The organism is Sphingomonas sp. PvP018 (assembly GCF_017876865.1).
In the GTDB taxonomy this organism is placed as follows: Bacteria; Pseudomonadota; Alphaproteobacteria; order Sphingomonadales; family Sphingomonadaceae; genus Sphingomonas; species Sphingomonas aerolata.
In genome coordinates, this window is record NZ_JAGIOU010000001.1 from 1,261,469 (window position 1) to 1,279,121 (window position 17,653).

A 17,653-nucleotide genomic window follows, 5' to 3' on the forward strand; every position below is an offset into this window, starting at 1 on the left:
GGGATCAGTTGTGCGACTGCGAATAATAGGATTGCAAGGGCCGTACTTCAAGGCTGTGCGTCGAAAGCTTCGCGATCGCCTTGGCCGCCTCGAGCGAGGCGGGGGCGGTCGTGAAGTAGGGAATCCGCTGGCCGAGCGCGGACGCACGGATCGGCTGCGAGTCCTTCAGGCTCTGCCACCCCTCGGTCGTGTTGAAGATCAGCGCGATGTCGCCGTCCTTGATCCGGTCGACGATATGCGGCCGTCCCTGCGCGACCTTGTTGACCGTCTCCACCGGCAGGCCGGCGCGGGCGAGATGCTCCGCGGTGCCCCCGGTCGCGACGATCGAGAAGCCGGTGTCGACCAGCGCCTTGACCGCCTCGACGATCATCGCCTTGTCGCTGTCCTTCACGCTGACGAAGACGCTGCCCTTGGTCGGCAGGATCGTCCCCGCCCCCAGCTGTGCCTTGGCGAAGGCAATCGTGAAATCGGGATCGATTCCCATGACTTCGCCGGTCGACTTCATTTCGGGTGACAGCACGGGATCGACGCCCGGGAACTTGTTGAAGGGGAACACTGCCTCCTTCACCGCATAATAGTCGATATGCCGGTCGATCTTGGGCAGGTCCTTCAGCTGCTCGCCCGCCATTACGCGCGCGGCGATCTTGGCGATCGGCGCACCGATCGCCTTGGCGACGAACGGCACGGTCCGCGACGCGCGCGGATTGACCTCGATGAGGTAGACCAGCCCGTCCTTGACCGCGAACTGGATGTTCATGAGGCCCACGACCGACAGCGCATGCGCGAGCGCGACCGTCTGCCGCTCGATCTCGGCGACGATCTCCGCCGACAGCGAATAAGGCGGGATCGAGCAGGCGCTGTCGCCCGAATGGACGCCCGCTTCCTCGATATGCTGCAGCACGCCAGCGACGACGACATCGGTCCCGTCGCAGATCGCGTCGACATCGACCTCGATCGCATCGCGCAGATACTGGTCGATCAGCACCGGCGAGTCGCCCGACACCTGCACCGCGGTCGCGATATAGTGTTCGAGCTGCCCGAGCGTGTCGACGATCTCCATCGCCCGCCCGCCGAGCACATAGCTCGGTCGCATCAGCACCGGATAGCCGATCCGCTCGGCCGCCGCGACCGCCTCGTCGCGGCTGCGCGCCAGCCCATTGGCGGGCTGGCGAAGCCCCAGCTTGGTGATCAGCGCCGCGAACCGCTCACGGTCCTCCGCCAGATCGATCGCGTCGGGCGTCGTCCCCAGGATCGGGATCCCGGCGGCTTCCAGCGCACGCGCGAGGTTCAGCGGGGTCTGCCCGCCAAACTGCACGATCACGCCGACCAGCTCGCCCTTCGACGCCTCGACATGCAGGATCTCGAGCACGTCCTCGGCGGTCAGCGGCTCGAAATACAACCGGTCGCTGGTGTCGTAATCGGTCGACACGGTCTCCGGATTGCAGTTGACCATGATCGTCTCATAGCCCGCATCCGCCAGCGCGAAGCACGCATGGCAGCAGCAATAATCGAACTCGATCCCCTGCCCGATCCGGTTCGGCCCGCCGCCGAGGATGACGATCTTTTTCCGGTCGGTCGGCGCGGACTCGTTCTCGGGCTCGCCGAAGCTCGGCGCCTCATAGGTCGAGTACATATACGGCGTCTTGGCGTCGAATTCCGCCGCGCAGGTGTCGATCCGCTTGAACACCGGCCGCACGCCGAGCTTCAGGCGATGCTGGCGCACCTCCTCCTCGGTCACGCCGCCGGTCATCGCCTTGACGACCTCGTGGATCAGCCCCGACCCGCGCGCGATCCCGCGGTTCATGCCGCGCAGATTGGCGGATTGCAGCGCGAGCCAGGCGAGCCTTTTGTCGCTGAAGCCCATGCTCTTGAGGCGCCGCATGCCCGCTGCGTCGATCGGCAGCCCGTCCTTCATCACCTCGGCCTCGGCCGCGATGATCTCGGCGATCCGCTCGAGGAACCACGGATCATACTTCGCGATCGCGTGCACCTCGGCGACGGTGACGCCCTCGCGCAACGCCTGCGCCGCGACCAGCAGCCGGTCGGGGGTCGCGACGGCCAGCGCCGCCTCGATCTCCGCGCGCGGCGCGCCGACCAGATGGTCGACCTGGTTGAAGCCCGACAGCCCGGTCTCGAGCCCGCGCAACGCCTTCTGCATCGATTCATGGATGTTGCGGCCGATCGCCATCACTTCGCCGACCGACTTCATCGCGGTGCCGAGCGTGCTCGACGCGCCCTTGAACTTCTCGAATGCGAAGCGCGGGATCTTGGTGACGACGTAATCGATCGTCGGCTCGAAGCTCGCGGGCGTCGCGCCGGTGATGTCGTTCTCGATCTCGTCGAGCGTGTAGCCGACCGCGAGCTTGGCCGCGACCTTGGCGATCGGGAAGCCCGTCGCCTTCGACGCGAGCGCCGACGAGCGCGACACGCGCGGGTTCATCTCGATGACGACCAGCCGGCCGTCCTTCGGATTGACCGCGAACTGGACGTTCGAACCGCCTGTTTCGACACCGATTTCCCGCAGCACCGCGATCGATGCGTTGCGCATGATCTGGTATTCCTTGTCGGTCAGCGTCAGCGCCGGCGCGACCGTGATCGAGTCGCCGGTATGGACGCCCATCGGGTCGACATTCTCGATCGAGCAGATGATGATCGCGTTGTCCTTGCGGTCGCGCACCACCTCCATCTCATACTCTTTCCAGCCGAGCAGCGATTCCTCGATCAGCACCTCGGTGGTCGGCGACAGGTCGAGCCCGTTGCGGACGATCGCGATGAACTCCTCGCGATTATACGCGATGCCGCCGCCCGATCCGCCCATCGTGAAGCTCGGCCGGATGATCGACGGAAGCCCCGTCTTTTCAAGCCCTTCCAGCGCTTCTTCGACAGTATGTGCGATCGCCGAGCGCGCGCTCTCCAGCCCGATCCGGTCCATCGCATCGCGGAACTTCAGCCGGTCCTCCGCCATGTCGATCGCATCGGCATCCGCGCCGATCATCGTCACGCCGAATTTCTCGAGCGTACCGTCATGGAACAGCGCGAGCGCGGTGTTCAGCGCGGTCTGCCCGCCCATCGTCGGCAGGATCGCGTCGGGCCGCTCTTTTTCGATGATCTTGGCGACGATCGCGGGCGTGATCGGCTCGACATAGGTCGCGTCGGCCAGCTCGGGATCGGTCATGATCGTCGCGGGGTTCGAATTGACGAGGACGATCCGGTAACCCTCCTCCTTTAACGCCTTGATCGCCTGCGTGCCCGAATAATCGAACTCGCATGCCTGGCCGATAACGATGGGTCCTGCGCCGATGACGAGGATCGAGGTGATGTCGGTGCGTTTTGGCATTACATGTTCGCCGTAGTTAGAATTATTCCGACGATGGCGAGCACGAGACTTGCCACCCCATTTAGATTTGAAAGCACCGGCGACCGAAGGAGCCTCATAATTTCAGGCCACAGTGGATCTGGTGTTTCAACGAGCTTGTCAGCAGCCTCAATCACCGCAACAGCATTTGCGCGCTGCGAATTGGAAAGCCGGGATTTTTGTATAATCGCTGATATCTCTGAAAGCTTTGCGCGGATCTCAGCCTTGCGGGCTTCAGATATATCTAATCGTCCAGTCCAAGCCGCACTTTGAACCGAGACCGTTTTCTGACCATGTTCGACAAAGTCTATACCGGCCGCCGTAATTTGAAACAGTCGCCCTCCAGCAAGCTGATAGGCTTGTCGAGTTATGATATAGCCGCCGGTTTCAAGATCATCAGTCAGAGCTAAAACATATTGATTGGACCCACCAACGCCAGCATGCTTTTTTATAGTAGGAATAGTGCAATATCGAGCATCACCGCCAGCCACACGATCATGAAGATACTTCAAGATTTTCTGCTGATCAGTTAGCGCCGGCATACTCACCGTAGCAAACCCACAAAGCGTTCGAACAGATACAGGCTATCCTGCGGCCCCGGGCTCGCTTCCGGATGATACTGCACCGAAAACGCCGGCTTGTCGGTCAGCTCGAGCCCCGCATTCGACCCGTCGAACAGCGACACATGCGTCTCGCGGACGTTCGCCGGCAGGCTGTCGCGCTCGACGGAGAAGCCATGGTTCATGCTGGTGATCTCGACCGCGCCGTCGGACAGGCGCTTGACCGGATGGTTGGCGCCGCGGTGGCCCTGGAACATCTTGGTCGTGGTCGCGCCGACCGCGAGACCGAGCAGCTGATGGCCGAGGCAAATGCCGAAAAGCGGCTTGCCCGTCTCGAGCAGCTCGCGGATCACCGGCACGGCGTATTCGGCCGTAGCGGCGGGATCGCCGGGGCCGTTCGACAGGAAGATGCCGTCGGGCGCGAGCGCCATCACTTCGTCATAGCTCGCGGTGGCAGGCACGACGGACACCTTCGCGCCGGCGGCGACGAGGTTGCGGAAGATGTTGCGCTTCGACCCGTAATCGATCGCGACGACATGCGGGCGGGCCGCACTCGCGACGGGGGCATCGCCTTCGCCCGGCGCGAACGATTGGGGCGACGCATCCCCTTCCCCGTTCGTGCTGAGCGCAGTCGAAGCACCGCTCTCCCCATAGCCAAACCCAAGCCGCCACGTGCCGCCCGGCGCCTGATCGCCCCAGCCATAATGCATCTCGGTCGACACACCCTTGGCGAGGTCCATACCCTCGAGCCCCGGCCAGCCCCGCGCCATCGCCAGCAGCGCGGCCACGTCGAACTCGCCGCTCGCCGAATGCGCGATCACGCCGTTGGGCGCGCCGCCGACGCGGATCCGCCGCGTCAGCGCGCGCGTGTCGATCCCCGACAGGCCGATCCGCGCATGCCGCTTCATCCAGCCGTCGAGTCCCTCGACCGCGCGAAAACTCGACGGCTGGGTCACATCCTCGCGGACGATGATGCCCAGCGCGTGTGGGTCGTCCGCCTCGATATCGTCGGGGTTCGCGCCGACGTTGCCGATATGCGGGAAGGTGAAGCAGATCATCTGCCCGGCAAAGGACGGATCGGTCAGCACCTCCTGGTACCCGGTCATCGCGGTGTGGAAGCACACCTCGCCGACCGCCTCGCCCTCGGCGCCGAACCCGCGCCCCCAGATCACGTCGCCATTGGCAAGCACGAGCACGCCGGTCGCGCCGGCGGGCTTTGCCGAAGACATGGGTGTAGGCTGGGCGTCGGCCATCAGGCTGGGCACTCTCTTTACGTTGACGATGTCGCTAAGTGGTGTCCGCTAAGGCCGGCGTGCCGCAGCGTCAATCTGTTAAACCTTGGCTCGACGCGCTATCGCGTCCGGCTATCCCGAACCGCCTGAAAGACCCGTATATGATTCGCGACGACATCAAGGCCGCGCAGCTCACCGCGATGAAGGCCGGCGACAAGGAGAGCCGCAACGCCATCTCGTTGATCCAGGCCGCAATCAAGAACCGCGACATCGAGGCGCGGACCGGCAAGGCGCCCGAAAGCGACGACGCGCTGGTGATCGAAGTGCTGCAGAAGATGGTCAAGCAGCGCCGCGAGTCGATCGAAATGTTTTCGAACGGCGGCCGCCAGGAACTCGCCGACGCCGAGGCCGCGGAGGTCGCGGTGATCGAACGCTTCCTGCCCGCGCAGATGGACGAGGCGGAGACGACGGCTGCGATCCTCAAGATCAAGGACGAACTCGGCGCGACCGGCATGAAGGACATGGGCCGCGTCATGGCCGAACTGAAGGCGCGCCACGCGAGCGAGCTGGACATGAGCAAGGCGAGCGGCCTGGTGAAGGCGGCGCTGTCTTAAGAAGATTTTGTTCGCGCGGAGGCGCGGAGGCGCGGAGGGGGTTGCGCCCGGGGCTTCTGCTGCGCGTCAGCGCAAATATTGCTCTTATCTGCCGCTGCGCGGCGATAGTGGTGTGCACCCGCTCCCGGCGGACGCACCCCCTCCGCGCCTCCGCGCCTCCGCGCGAACAAACCCTGCTTCTTCTCCTCTTCGGATTGCAGGTATCACTCCAATAGTGATACCGAGCTATACTCGCGCGCATGGCCCTGACCCCGCAATTTCTGGACGAGCTGCGCGGCCGTACGTCGCTGTCCGCGCTGATCGGCAAGACCACCAAGCTCACCAAGGCTGGGCGCGAGCACAAGGGCTGCTGCCCGTTCCATAACGAGAAGACGCCCAGCTTCTACGTCAACGACGACAAGGGCTTCTACCACTGCTTCGGCTGTTCCGCGCATGGCGACGCGATCAAGTGGATGACCGACCAGCGCGGGCTGCCCTTCATGGACGCGGTCAAGGAGCTCGCCCAGGCCGCCGGGCTCGACATGCCCGCAATGGACCGCCAGTCCGCCGCCAAGGCCGAACGCGCCAAGGGTCTGCACGAGGTCATGTCCGACGCCGCCGACTGGTTCGTCGAGCAGCTGAACGGCCTCGCGGGCAACGACGCCCGCGCGCTGCTCGACCGCCGCGGCATCACGCCGGAGACCGCCCGCGCGTTCGGCATGGGGTTCGCGCCCGACAGCCGCGGCAAGCTCAAGACCGCGCTGAAGACCTACGGCGATCCGATGCTCATCGAATCGGGCATGCTGATCAACGTCGAGGGCAAGGATCCCTATGACCGGTTCCGCGGCCGGCTGATGATCCCGATCCGCGATCCGCGCGGCCGGACGATCGCGTTCGGCGGGCGCGTGCTCGACGGCGGCGAGCCCAAATATCTCAACTCCCCCGACACCCCGCTCTTCGACAAGGGCCGCACGCTCTACAATCTCGACCGCGCCGCCCCCGCGTCGCGCAAGTCGGGCCGCGTCCTCGTCGTCGAGGGCTATATGGACGTCATCGCGCTCGCCCAGGCCGGGTTTGGCGAGGCGGTCGCCCCGCTCGGCACCGCGCTGACCGAGGCACAGCTCGAACGGCTGTGGCGGATGGTCGACGTGCCCCTCCTCTGCTTCGACGGCGACTCTGCCGGCCAGAAGGCAGCCCTGCGCGCCGCACACCGCGCGCTCCCCCTGCTCGCCCCCGGCCGCAGCCTCGCCTTCGTCACGCTCCCGCAGGGCCAGGACCCCGACGATCTCGTGCGCTCGGGCGGCCCCGGCGCGTTCGAGGCGCTGCTGAAGGCCCCCGAACCGCTCGTCGACCGCCTCTGGGCGTCCGAAGTCGCCGCCGAGGCGCTCGACACCCCCGAACAGCGCGCCGGCCTCAAGCGCCGCCTCCACGAGCTTGCGGAGGGCATCGGCGATCCGTCGGTAAAGCAGGAATATCAGTCCGAGTTCAAGGACCGCTTCTACAAGCATTTCAAACCCGTCCGCGCGCCCTTCGTCCCCCGCGGCGAACGCCCCAAGGGCGGGTGGAAGCCGCCTTCCGCGCCCGTCACCGAGGACGCAAAGGCCTTCCTCGCCACCGGAATCGACCGCGTGCTCGCAAAAGCCGTGCTCGCCGGGCTGATCCGCCATCCGGTCGAGATCGCCCGCCACATGGAGGTGCTTGGCCCGCTCCAGCTCATCGACGGCGCGCTCGGCCGGCTGTTCGAGGCGGTCGTCGATGTTGCACTTGAGGACCAGAAGCTTGATAGCGGCCGCTTGCTCACCATATTGGCGAGGTCCGGTTTCAATTCAGTCGCGAGTGACCTGTTGCGAGCCGATACGATGCCCTACTCGTTCACGCAGACCACGGCCGATCCCGCCCGCGTCCGCGCCGACCTAGACGAGGCGATCGCGATCATGGTCGCGCGTCCCGAGGTCGATGCGGCGCTCAAACAGGCGACCGCGGCGATGCAGACGCACTTCACCGAAGATGCGTTCGAACGACAAGTGGCAATGGTAAGAGAGAAACAGGCGTTGGAAGTCCGACTTGCAAATCTTGTACAGTCGAACGAAGACGCCCGAGCGTTGGGTACCGAGGGCGATTGATGGCTAAGGCGAACATGGCGGAACCCGCCGAGACGAACGACACCGGCGATGCGCCACTGATCGACATGAACGATGCGTCGATCAAGAAGGTCATCGCGCGCGCCAAGAAGCGTGGCTACATCACCTATGATCAGCTCAACGAGGCCTTGCCGCAGGGCGAGATGTCGTCCGACCAGATCGAGGACATCAGCGCCGCGCTGAGCGAGATGGGCATCAACATCGTCGACAACGACGAAGCCGGCGAGGAAGGCGAGGCCGAGCCCGCCAAGGACGACGACGACGAGCCCGAGGCCGCCGACGCCGAAGCCGACACAGGCCCCGCGATCGAGAAGAAGAAGGAGACCGTCGATCGCACCGACGATCCGGTCCGCATGTATCTTCGCGAGATGGGCGCGGTCGAGCTGCTCAGCCGCGAGGGCGAGATCGCGATCGCCAAGCGGATCGAGGCGGGTCGCGACACGATGATCCTCGGTCTGTGCGAATCGCCGATCACCTTCAACGCGATCATCGACTGGTCGACCGCGCTCAACGAGGGCACGATGCAGCTGCGCGAGATCATGGATCTCGACGCGATGCTCTCGAAGGACCCCGCGCCGGAGGCGATGGCCGAGGACGGCGAGGCCGACGACGGCGAGATCAGCGAGAAGAATGCCGGCCCCTCGTTCAAGGAAGAGGCCGAGCCCGAAGAGCCGTCCGCCGACGAGGACGAGGACGGCGAGCGTCGCGCCCCGCGCGCGTCGGACGACGAGGAAGAGGACAACACCCTCAGCCTCGCGCAGATGGAGGAACAGCTCAAGCCGATCGCGCTCGAGCGCTTCGCCAACATCACCGCGCTCTACAAGAAGTTCAGCAAGATCCAGCAGAGCCGCGTCGACGCGATGGGCATCGGCGGCGATTTCTCCGCGGCCGACGAGCGCAAGTATCAGAAGCTGCGCGAGGAGCTGACGGCCGAGGTCGAGAGCGTCCAGTTCCACAACGCCAAGATCGAATATCTCGTCGATCAGCTCTATGCCTATAACCGTCGCCTGACCGCGCTGGGCGGCCAGATGCTGCGCCTCGCCGAGCGCCACAAGGTGCCGCGCAAGGACTTCCTCGATCGCTATATCGGTCACGAGATCGACGAGAACTGGCTGGCGACGGTCAACAAGGTCGACAAGAAGTGGACCGCGTTCGTCGCCAACGAGAGCGAGGCGGTCGAGCGCATCCGCGCCGAGATCGCCGACATCACGCAGCAGACCGGCATGGCGCTCACCGAGTTCCGCCGGATCGTCAACATGGTCCAGAAGGGCGAGCGCGAGGCGCGTATCGCCAAGAAGGAAATGGTCGAGGCGAACCTGCGTCTCGTGATCTCGATCGCCAAGAAATACACGAACCGCGGTCTTCAGTTCCTGGATCTCATCCAGGAGGGCAATATCGGCCTGATGAAGGCGGTCGACAAGTTCGAGTATCGCCGCGGCTACAAGTTCAGCACCTATGCGACCTGGTGGATCCGCCAGGCGATCACCCGCAGCATTGCCGATCAGGCAAGAACGATCCGCATCCCGGTCCACATGATCGAGACGATCAACAAGCTGGTCCGCACCAGCCGCCAGTTCCTCCACGAGCAGGGCCGCGAGCCCACGCCCGAGGAAATGGCCGAGCGCCTCTCCATGCCGCTCGAGAAGGTCCGCAAGGTGATGAAGATCGCCAAGGAGCCGATCAGCCTCGAAACGCCGATCGGCGACGAAGAGGATTCGCACCTCGGCGACTTCATCGAGGACAAGAACGCGATCATCCCCGTCGATGCCGCGATCCAGGCGAACCTCAAGGAAACCGTCACGCGCGTGCTGGCGAGCCTCACCCCGCGTGAAGAACGCGTGCTGCGCATGCGCTTCGGCATCGGCATGAACACCGATCACACGCTCGAGGAAGTCGGCCAGCAGTTCAGCGTGACCCGCGAGCGCATCCGCCAGATCGAGGCGAAGGCACTGCGCAAGCTGAAGCATCCAAGCCGCAGCCGGAAAATGCGGAGCTTCCTCGACCAGTAAGGGTTGCGGAATTCTGATCGAACGAACGGGCCGCGGTGGAAACACCGCGGCCTTTTTTTTTCGATGCTGATCGAGGCGACGCGACCTCAAAGTTTGATAATTCAGTTCGCACGTAGATAGCGCCGATCGCCCGACTACTCTAGATTTTGAGCTAAGAGTGTCGCTAGTGCCGAGCGTTTACTTAGCATATTTGACCGGCCTTACCTTAACCCTTCCGTAAACGAACTAAATCGTTCAATGGTGCTGTCTAGTGACGGGGGGGGGTACACGATGGCTGATAATGACCTGGTAACGGGCCCAAATACGAATGCTGCGGTTTCCTTAGACGACTTACCAATGACAGCACTACAGGCGATCTATCACGCCGTAACAGGTAAAACGGAGAACCTAGCAAAACTTCTAAATGGTAGCGTTCTAATCGATCAAGCCGACATAGATCGGCTCTACACTATGCTAATGCAGCAGATTGACGTTATCGATACGGTAACCGCTCCGACCGTGACTATTGTTATCAAAACTGCTGACGCACGTACTATGCGACACAGCTCTTGGGCGCACTTCAAGCGATTCCAAACAAACGAATTCATAATTACGTCTGAGGTTGTTTTACGCATAGAGATGCTGATGAAACTGCCAAATTTGGTAGCACCCCAGAGAATGGTAATTAATATATCATTAGACTCTTCTCTCCCGGTTATCGCCCCCGATGAGAGGATGACACCAGACACCGGCCTTTTAGACTTTCTGATAGCTTTTGGCGGAAATTGGCGAACTTGTCGCGTAAGCGTCGACTTTGTTGACTTCATAACGGCTCAGCGGTTTATATCCTCGGCCGAAGAGTGGTTTAACCAACTCCGCAAGATGCCACAGACTAAGATAAATAGCTGGCTTGTGAGAAATTGGCGCCTATTGAAAGATACAATTGATAATACGCCTACCATAGGCCTTGCAGCATTTGTTGCGTTTTACGGGGCAAGGCACCCTGATTATCCTGACACCCTCTCTGCCCCGCTATCATCTGCGGCGTTAGCGATCGCGATAATGGCTATATTGTCTTCAACCAAGGGTCAAATGGCAGTCTTTTTTATGAGACGACTTACGCATAATATTTTACCGACCATAATTTTGCTAACGACTGGGGATGAAAGGCGCTTTGATGATTACCAAAAGGCAAGAGCCTCTGCATCTACAACTATAGCCGCTTGGCTAATGCTACCTGTAATCAGTATATTGTTAAATATCGCTTCAAATTATATTTATGATTATTTCAGATGAAATGAAGCCATAGAATTATGAATTGACAGCCTCCCCATGAGAAACGGGAGGAATAGCAGTCGAACCGCGTCGACATTCCTTCTAAAGCCCCGCCATGCCCCGCCTGATCCTCTTCAACAAACCCTACGACGTCCTCAGCCAGTTCACCGACGCGAAGTCGCCGACGCCGCGCGCGACGCTGTCGCAGTTCGTTGACGTGCCCGGCGTCTATCCGGCGGGGCGGCTCGATCGCGACAGCGAGGGGCTGTTGCTGCTGACCGACGACGGCCGCCTCCAGGCGCGGATCGCGGATCCGAAGTTCAAGCTGGCCAAGACCTATCTCGTGCAGGTCGAGGGCGAGGCGGGCGAGGCCGCGCTCGATGCCTTGCGCGACGGCGTCGTGTTGAAGGACGGCCCCACCCGCCCCGCCGAGGTCGAACGGATCGACGCGCCCGACCTCTGGCCGCGCGTGCCGCCGATCCGCGTGCGTGCGAGCATCCCCGATTGCTGGCTGAGGATCACGATCCGCGAAGGCCGCAACCGGCAGGTCCGCCGGATGACCGCCGCGATCGGCCACCCGACGCTCCGCCTCGTCCGCTGGAGCATCGGCGACTGGACCCTGGCGGATCTCGCCCCCGGCCGCTGGCGCGACGCCTGACCCGGCCCTGCGCCGCCCGCCTCAACACCACGGCCGACGATCCACACGGGCCACCACCCCACCCACACCGTCATCCTGACGAACGTCAGGACCCAGGGCCACAAGCGCCGCCGCCCCTCCCACGCCGTCATCCTGACGAAAGTCAGGATCCAGGGTCACACGGGCGGCCCTCCATGGCGCTCGTCACCGCCCGGCCCGCTGTAAGGAACGCTGCTGGCGTTATCGCTGCAAAAGGCGCAGCCTGCCCGCATGGCCTGGTCTGATCCAGCCTCGACTCGCACCCCCGCCTCCGCGGCCGTCGGGTCATGCCCGACAGGGGGTCGTCACCCCCGCGCGAAAAAACGCGCTATCGTCTCAACATTCGCAACATTCGCGGTCCCCGCCCCCGCCCCTGCTCTCGCCAGACGCCGGACGACGGGCACGAAAAAGGGCGCGGGGACCATCGCCCCCGCGCCCTCGATCGCGTCTCGCAGGATCCGATTACTCGGCGGCTGCGGTGCCCTTGGCGGGGCGCATGTCGCGACGCTCGGCGATACGCGCTGCCTTGCCGGTGCGGCCACGCAGGTAATACAGCTTGGCGCGACGCACGGCGCCCTTGCGGACGACTTCGATCGAATCGACGTTCGGCGAGTAGAGCGGGAAGACGCGCTCGACGCCCTCGCCGAAGCTCATCTTGCGCACGGTGAAGTTGCTGCCCATACCCTTGTTCGAGCGCGCGATGCACACGCCCTCATAGTTCTGAATACGGGTGCGCTCGCCTTCGACGACCTTCACGCCGACCTTCAGCGTATCGCCGGGGCGGAAATCGGGGATCGTCTTGTTGGCCAGGAACTTCGCGATGTTCTCGGCTTCGATCGTCTGCAACAGGTTCATAGTCAGTCCTCGTGTCGCCGCGCGCCAGAGGGCGACTGGACCCGAGCGCCCTCATGGCGCTCCCAAAGGTCCGGTCGCCGTGACCGTGTATCGATCTCCGCGCGGCGTTTGCGCCATGCGTCGATCTTCGCATGATCCCCCGATCGCAGCACCTGCGGGATCGTGCGCCCTTCCCATATCTGAGGTCGGGTATAATGCGGATATTCGAGAAGCCCCGTTTCGAAGCTCTCGTCATCCCCACTAGAAGCCGCGCCCATTACGCCGGGCAGCAGCCGAATGCAAGCATCGAGCAGCACCAGCGCGCCCATCTCGCCGCCCGACAGGATATAGTCGCCGATCGACACCTCCTCGATGTCGCGCGCCTCGAACAGCCGCTCGTCGAACCCCTCGAACCGCCCGCACAGCACGGTGACGCCGGGGCCTTTGGCCAGCGCCCGGACGCGCTCCTGCGTCAGCGGCCTGCCGCGTGGCGTCATCGCCAGCACCGGCCGCCCGTCCGCGACACTGTCGATCGCCGCGGCGACCACGTCCGCGCGCAACACCATCCCCGCGCCGCCACCCGCCGGCGTGTCGTCGACCGAGCGATGCTTGTCGGTCGCGAAGTCGCGCAGCTGGACGGGCTCGCATGACCACCGCCCCTCCCCCAGCGCCCGCCCGGCCAGCGACGTGCCGAGCGGCCCGGGGAACATCTCGGGGTACAGCGTCACGATCGTCGCCGCCCAGGGCAGCTCGCCCGCCGCCAGCCGCGCCAGCCGCGCCTCCTCCTGCGCCGCGGCGAGGATTTGGGGCACGACGTCGGCGGGGAATTCACACCCCCGCGCCTTCAGCCATTTCAGGCGTGCAAGGAACGCGTCGGCGCTGTCCTCGACATACTCCGCCTCCACCCCGCACCGCTCTATGGCAGGCTCGGCGACCTGCGCGACATACCGGCGCACCCCGTCCGCGGTGTGCGACGCATAGGCGTGGAGATCGCCTTCCAACCAACGACAATAGCTCATGCCGCACGCCGCTATCACTCCCGCGCCCGGCTTGCGATAGCGATCGAGCGTTTCGCCACCGGAACGGATTCGCCGCGCCGCGCTTATAGCGGGATGGACGATTGCATCATCATCGGCGCCGGCCCCGCGGGCCTCACCGCCGCGATCTATCTCGCGCGGTTCCACCTCTCGATCCGGCTGTTCGACTGCGGCAGCAGCCGCGCCGCGCTGATCCCCTGCACGCACAACCACGCCGGCTACCCCGAAGGCATCCGCGGCACCGACCTCCTTGCCCGGATGTTGGCCCAGGCAGAGACCTATGGAGCGGTACGCGAGGCCGCGCGGGTCGATGCAATCGAGGTGGACGACGACGGCTTCACCGTCCGCCTCGGCGACCGCCGCGCCCGCGCGCGGAGCGTCCTGCTGGCAACAGGCGTCGTCAACAACCGCCCCGCCATGCCCGACGCGCTTCATGACGAGGCCCTGGAGGCCGGGCTTCTCCGCTATTGCCCGATCTGCGACGGCTATGAGGTTACCGACAAGCGCGTCGGCGTCATCGGCACTGGCGACCACGGCATGCGCGAAGCGCTGTTCCTGCGCGGCTACACCGCCGACGTCACCCTGATCGCCCCGGACGGCGGCCATGATCTCGACGCGACGTGCGAGGCCGCGCTGGACGACGCCGGCATCGTCCGCGTCGGCGGCCCTTGCGGCAACTACGCGATCGAAGACAACCGGTTCGCGCTCGACACGGTCGACGGGCGATTGTTCTTCGACAGCGTCTACCCGGCGTTAGGCTCGGTGATCCGCTCCGAGCTCGCCGTCGCGGCCGGCGCGCGTGCGACGGACGAAGGCTGCCTAGAGGTCGACGACCACCAGCGCACCTCGATCCCGGGACTGTTCGCAGCGGGCGATGTCGTGAAGGGGCTCGACCAGATCAGCCACGCGATGGGCGAAGCCGGCGTGGCCGCCACGACCATCCGCAACATGCTGTCGGAACAGCGCCCTATCCGGCGCTGACTTCGGATGCCTCACCGCGAAGGCGGGTATCCCGCCTGCGTGAGCGAGCAATAAGTTCGAAGGAACTATTCGGTAGCGAAAGACGCCTCGACTACGAGTCGTTCCGCATCCCACTCTGGAACCGCCTCGACGCGCATCGGCACCATAAACCGCTTTGCAGTCGGCCGTTCGATCTCGATCACGTCGCCCGCACCGAAATTATCGATCGCGACAACGCGCCCGATCGCCTCGCCATCTGTCGAGACGACGGAGAGCCCGATCAGGTCTGTATGATAATATTCGCCATCCTCGAGCGGCGGCAACGACGATCGCGGCACCGTCAATTCGGTCCCGCGCATCGCTTCTGCAGCGTTCCGATCGGCGACCTCGGCAAAGCGGGCGATCGTGCCGTTGTTGCCAGGACGCGCGGACTTAAGCGTCAGCGCGCCGTCGTTGAAACTCTTGTAGCCCGACATGGTCTCGGCAAAGACTTTCAGCCGCACCTCGCCGCCGATGCCGTGCGCGCCGATCACGACGGCGAGCGTGACCTTATCCCTGCGCGGAGCCGGTATCGGGTCCAGGGGTGTCGTCGGCGCCTTCTGCGGGGTCGTCGGCGGAGACGCCTTCATTGCTGGCATCTTCGATGTCCTCGGGTGCGGGGGCTGTTCTGGGATCTGGATCGGGGGTCATCATGCGCTCCTTGTGGGTGATGGACCGACAAAGAACGCTCGAACCGCCATTCGGGTGCGGGCGTGGCCTACACTCGAAACGGCATCCCCGTCAGACCAGGGATGACGCGAACAAGAGCGGCCGGGTATCACACCCGGCCGCTCCCGGTCTTATGCCTCGGTGGTTGCGGGCTCTTCAGCTGCGTCGGCAGCAGGTGCCGCCTTTGCAGCTGCTTCGGCCTCGGCAGCTTCAGCCGCCTTGGTCGCACGCTCTTCAGCGCGCTCGGTGGCCTTCTCGCCGGGCTTGCCCTTGTTCGGGTTGTTGCGTGCCGAACGCTCGAGAACGCCTGCTGCGTCGAGGAAGCGTGCGACGCGGTCGGTCGGCTGCGCGCCGACGCTCAGCCAATGCTTCGCGCGATCGGCGTCGAGCTGCACGCGCTGCTCGTTGTCCTTGGCGAGGAGCGGGTTGTAGTTGCCGATCTTCTCGATGAAGCGGCCATCACGCGGGCTGCGCGCATCGGCAACGACGATCTTATAATAAGGGCGCTTCTTGGAGCCGCCACGTGCGAGACGAATGTTGATTGCCATGATATTTTCCTTCGTTTTCTAATATTTCGCCCGGCAAACGCCGGGGTAATGGGGTTGAGTAAGAGGTTATTTCTTCTTCAGAAAATCGTCGAAGCCCGCAGGCAGCTGCGGCATCTTCCCGCCCAGGCCCGGCAGGCCACCCCCGGAATTGCCCCCAGGGAGCCCACCTGCGCCGGCCTTGTTGAGCATGTCGCCCATCTGCGGCCCGCCGATCGCGTTGCCGATGCCGCCAAGACCACCGCCCATGCCGCCCTTGCCGAGCATCGCCATCATGCCCTTCATGCCGCCCATCTTCTTGATCTTCTTCATGGCGGTCGACATTTCGAGGTGCATCTTGAGCAGCTTGTTGACCTCCTGCACCGTGGTGCCGGAGCCCTTGGCGATGCGGATCTTGCGCTTGGCGTTGATCAGCTCGGGCTTGGCGCGCTCCTTGATGGTCATCGAACCGATCATCGCATCCATGTGGACGAGAACTTTCTCACCGCCGACCGAAGCGACCGCGCCCTGCGCCTTCTTCATGCCGGGGATCATACCCGCCAGCGCACCGAGCCCGCCCATCCGCTGCATCTGCGCCAGCTGAGCACGCAGGTCGTTCATGTCGAACTGACCCTTGGCCATCTTGGCCGCCATCCGCTCGGCGTCTTCGGCCTGGATCGACTCCGCGGCGCGCTCGACGAGGCTGACGACGTCGCCCATGCCAAGGATACGCCCGGCGACCCGCTCGGGATGGAACGCCTCGAGCGCATCGAGCTTCTCGCCGGTACCCGCAAACTTGATCGGCTTGCCGGTGACCGCACGCATCGACAGCGCAGCGCCGCCGCGCGCATCGCCGTCCATCCGGGTCAGCACGATACCCGTCAACGGCACCTGGTCGGAGAAGTTCTGCGCGACGTTGACCGCATCCTGGCCGGTCAGCGAATCGACGACGAGAAGGATCTCGGCCGGGTTCGCGACGTCGGCGACCGCCTTCATCTCGTCCATCAGCGCCTGATCGACATGGAGGCGACCCGCGGTATCGAGCATCAGGACGTCGAAGCCCTGCAGCTTGGCCGCCTGCATCGCGCGCCGTGCGATATCGACCGGCTGCTGGCCGGCGACGATCGGCAAGGTCGCGACCGAAATCTGCGTGCCGAGCGTCGCGAGCTGTTCCTGCGCGTTCGGGCGATTGACGTCGAGCGACGCCATCAGCACCTTCTTGCGATCGCGCCCACCGGGCCCTGCCGACAGCCGCTTGGCGATCTTGGCGGTGGTGGTCGTCTTGCCCGAGCCCTGAAGCCCGACCATCATGATGATCGCAGGCGGCGTGACGCCCAGATCGAGCTCGGACGCGTCCGCGCCCAGCATCTCGACCAGCGCATCGCTGACGATCTTGACGACCTGCTGCCCCGGCGTGACCGAGCGCAGGACGTTCTGGCCGATCGCCTTCTCGGTCGCCTTCTCGACGAAGTCGCGCGCGACGGGCAGCGCGACGTCGGCTTCGAGCAGCGCAACGCGAACCTCGCGCATTGCCGCGCGCACGTCCGCTTCGGTCAGCGCACCCCGGCCGCGCAGGCGGTCGAAGACGCCGCCAAGACGATCGCTCAGGCTTTCGAACATCGAGACACTCCCAATCACCATTACCGGACACATAACGACGCCCAACGCAAAAGCGCCGGCGGGCGAAACCTCGCCGGCCAGCGTGCATCCTTGGATGCTCGTCACATGTGCCCCGTAACGGAACGTGGCGTGCTGCTTACGCGACCCGGG

The 17,653-nt window shown here is 64.3% G+C and carries 14 protein-coding genes; 6 read left to right on the forward strand and 8 right to left on the reverse strand.

Annotation, left to right across the window (positions count from 1 at the left end; genetic code table 11):
- Nucleotides 1–4: 4 nt before the first annotated feature.
- From carB to carA, 3 genes are read right to left on the reverse strand one after another with little or no spacing between them, the layout of a single operon-like run.
- Nucleotides 5–3,337 carry a carbamoyl-phosphate synthase large subunit gene (carB, locus tag J3A66_RS05240; protein ID WP_209567625.1) on the reverse strand — a complete coding sequence of 1,111 codons (3,333 nt, stop codon included), beginning with the start codon at nt 3,335–3,337 and terminating at the stop codon, nt 5–7.
- Nucleotides 3,337–3,867 (reverse strand): hypothetical protein, encoded by a 531-nt coding sequence (locus tag J3A66_RS05245; protein ID WP_209567628.1) that lies wholly within the window; start codon nt 3,865–3,867, stop codon nt 3,337–3,339. The genes carB and J3A66_RS05245 overlap by 1 nt, the downstream gene beginning before the upstream one ends.
- A gap of 32 nt (nt 3,868–3,899) precedes the next feature.
- The gene (gene carA, locus J3A66_RS05250; protein WP_209567630.1) at nt 3,900–5,168 is read right to left on the reverse strand and encodes a glutamine-hydrolyzing carbamoyl-phosphate synthase small subunit; all 1,269 of its coding nucleotides are present in this window, start codon (nt 5,166–5,168) and stop codon (nt 3,900–3,902) included.
- Between the two features lie 140 nt (nt 5,169–5,308).
- On the opposite strand from carA, the gene J3A66_RS05255 reads away from it, so the two are divergent.
- The 5 genes from J3A66_RS05255 (at nt 5,309) to J3A66_RS05275 (ending at nt 11,802) form a co-directional block, all read left to right on the forward strand.
- Nucleotides 5,309–5,761 (forward strand): GatB/YqeY domain-containing protein, encoded by a 453-nt coding sequence (locus tag J3A66_RS05255; RefSeq protein ID WP_056405543.1) that lies wholly within the window; start codon nt 5,309–5,311, stop codon nt 5,759–5,761.
- Between the two features lie 239 nt (nt 5,762–6,000).
- Nucleotides 6,001–7,863 (forward strand): DNA primase, encoded by a 1,863-nt coding sequence (dnaG, locus tag J3A66_RS05260; protein WP_209567632.1) that lies wholly within the window; start codon nt 6,001–6,003, stop codon nt 7,861–7,863.
- Nucleotides 7,863–9,890 carry an RNA polymerase sigma factor RpoD gene (rpoD, locus tag J3A66_RS05265; RefSeq protein ID WP_031440180.1) on the forward strand — a complete coding sequence of 676 codons (2,028 nt, stop codon included), beginning with the start codon at nt 7,863–7,865 and terminating at the stop codon, nt 9,888–9,890. Before dnaG ends, rpoD begins: the two co-directional genes overlap by 1 nt.
- 270 nt (nt 9,891–10,160) lie before the next feature.
- Nucleotides 10,161–11,165 (forward strand): hypothetical protein, encoded by a 1,005-nt coding sequence (locus J3A66_RS05270; protein WP_159043489.1) that lies wholly within the window; start codon nt 10,161–10,163, stop codon nt 11,163–11,165.
- 94 nt (nt 11,166–11,259) lie between these two features.
- On the forward strand, nt 11,260–11,802 hold the full coding sequence (locus tag J3A66_RS05275; protein WP_209567634.1) for a pseudouridine synthase: 543 nt from the start codon (nt 11,260–11,262) through the stop codon (nt 11,800–11,802).
- A gap of 480 nt (nt 11,803–12,282) precedes the next feature.
- On the opposite strand, the gene rplS is transcribed toward J3A66_RS05275, so the two are convergent.
- Entirely contained in the window at nt 12,283–12,675 is a 393-nt protein-coding gene (rplS, locus tag J3A66_RS05280; protein ID WP_031395442.1) for a 50S ribosomal protein L19, read from the reverse strand.
- A gap of 2 nt (nt 12,676–12,677) precedes the next feature.
- The gene (gene trmD, locus J3A66_RS05285) at nt 12,678–13,403 is read right to left on the reverse strand and encodes a tRNA (guanosine(37)-N1)-methyltransferase TrmD (protein WP_209570402.1); all 726 of its coding nucleotides are present in this window, start codon (nt 13,401–13,403) and stop codon (nt 12,678–12,680) included.
- Nucleotides 13,404–13,766: 363 nt separating this feature from the next.
- Between trmD and J3A66_RS05290 the strand changes: the two genes are divergently transcribed.
- Nucleotides 13,767–14,672: an NAD(P)/FAD-dependent oxidoreductase gene (locus tag J3A66_RS05290; RefSeq protein WP_209570403.1), complete on the forward strand. Its 906-nt coding sequence runs from the start codon at nt 13,767–13,769 to the stop codon at nt 14,670–14,672.
- Between the two features lie 65 nt (nt 14,673–14,737).
- Here J3A66_RS05290 and rimM read toward each other — a convergent pair whose 3' ends face one another.
- The 3 genes from rimM to ffh form a co-directional block, all read right to left on the reverse strand.
- Nucleotides 14,738–15,280: a ribosome maturation factor RimM gene (gene rimM / locus J3A66_RS05295; protein WP_209567635.1), complete on the reverse strand. Its 543-nt coding sequence runs from the start codon at nt 15,278–15,280 to the stop codon at nt 14,738–14,740.
- A gap of 210 nt (nt 15,281–15,490) precedes the next feature.
- A complete protein-coding gene (rpsP, locus tag J3A66_RS05300; protein WP_192098320.1) occupies nt 15,491–15,907 on the reverse strand; it encodes a 30S ribosomal protein S16 in 417 nt (138 codons plus the stop codon).
- A gap of 66 nt (nt 15,908–15,973) precedes the next feature.
- The gene (ffh, locus tag J3A66_RS05305) at nt 15,974–17,503 is read right to left on the reverse strand and encodes a signal recognition particle protein (protein ID WP_209567637.1); all 1,530 of its coding nucleotides are present in this window, start codon (nt 17,501–17,503) and stop codon (nt 15,974–15,976) included.
- Nucleotides 17,504–17,653: the final 150 nt, after the last annotated feature.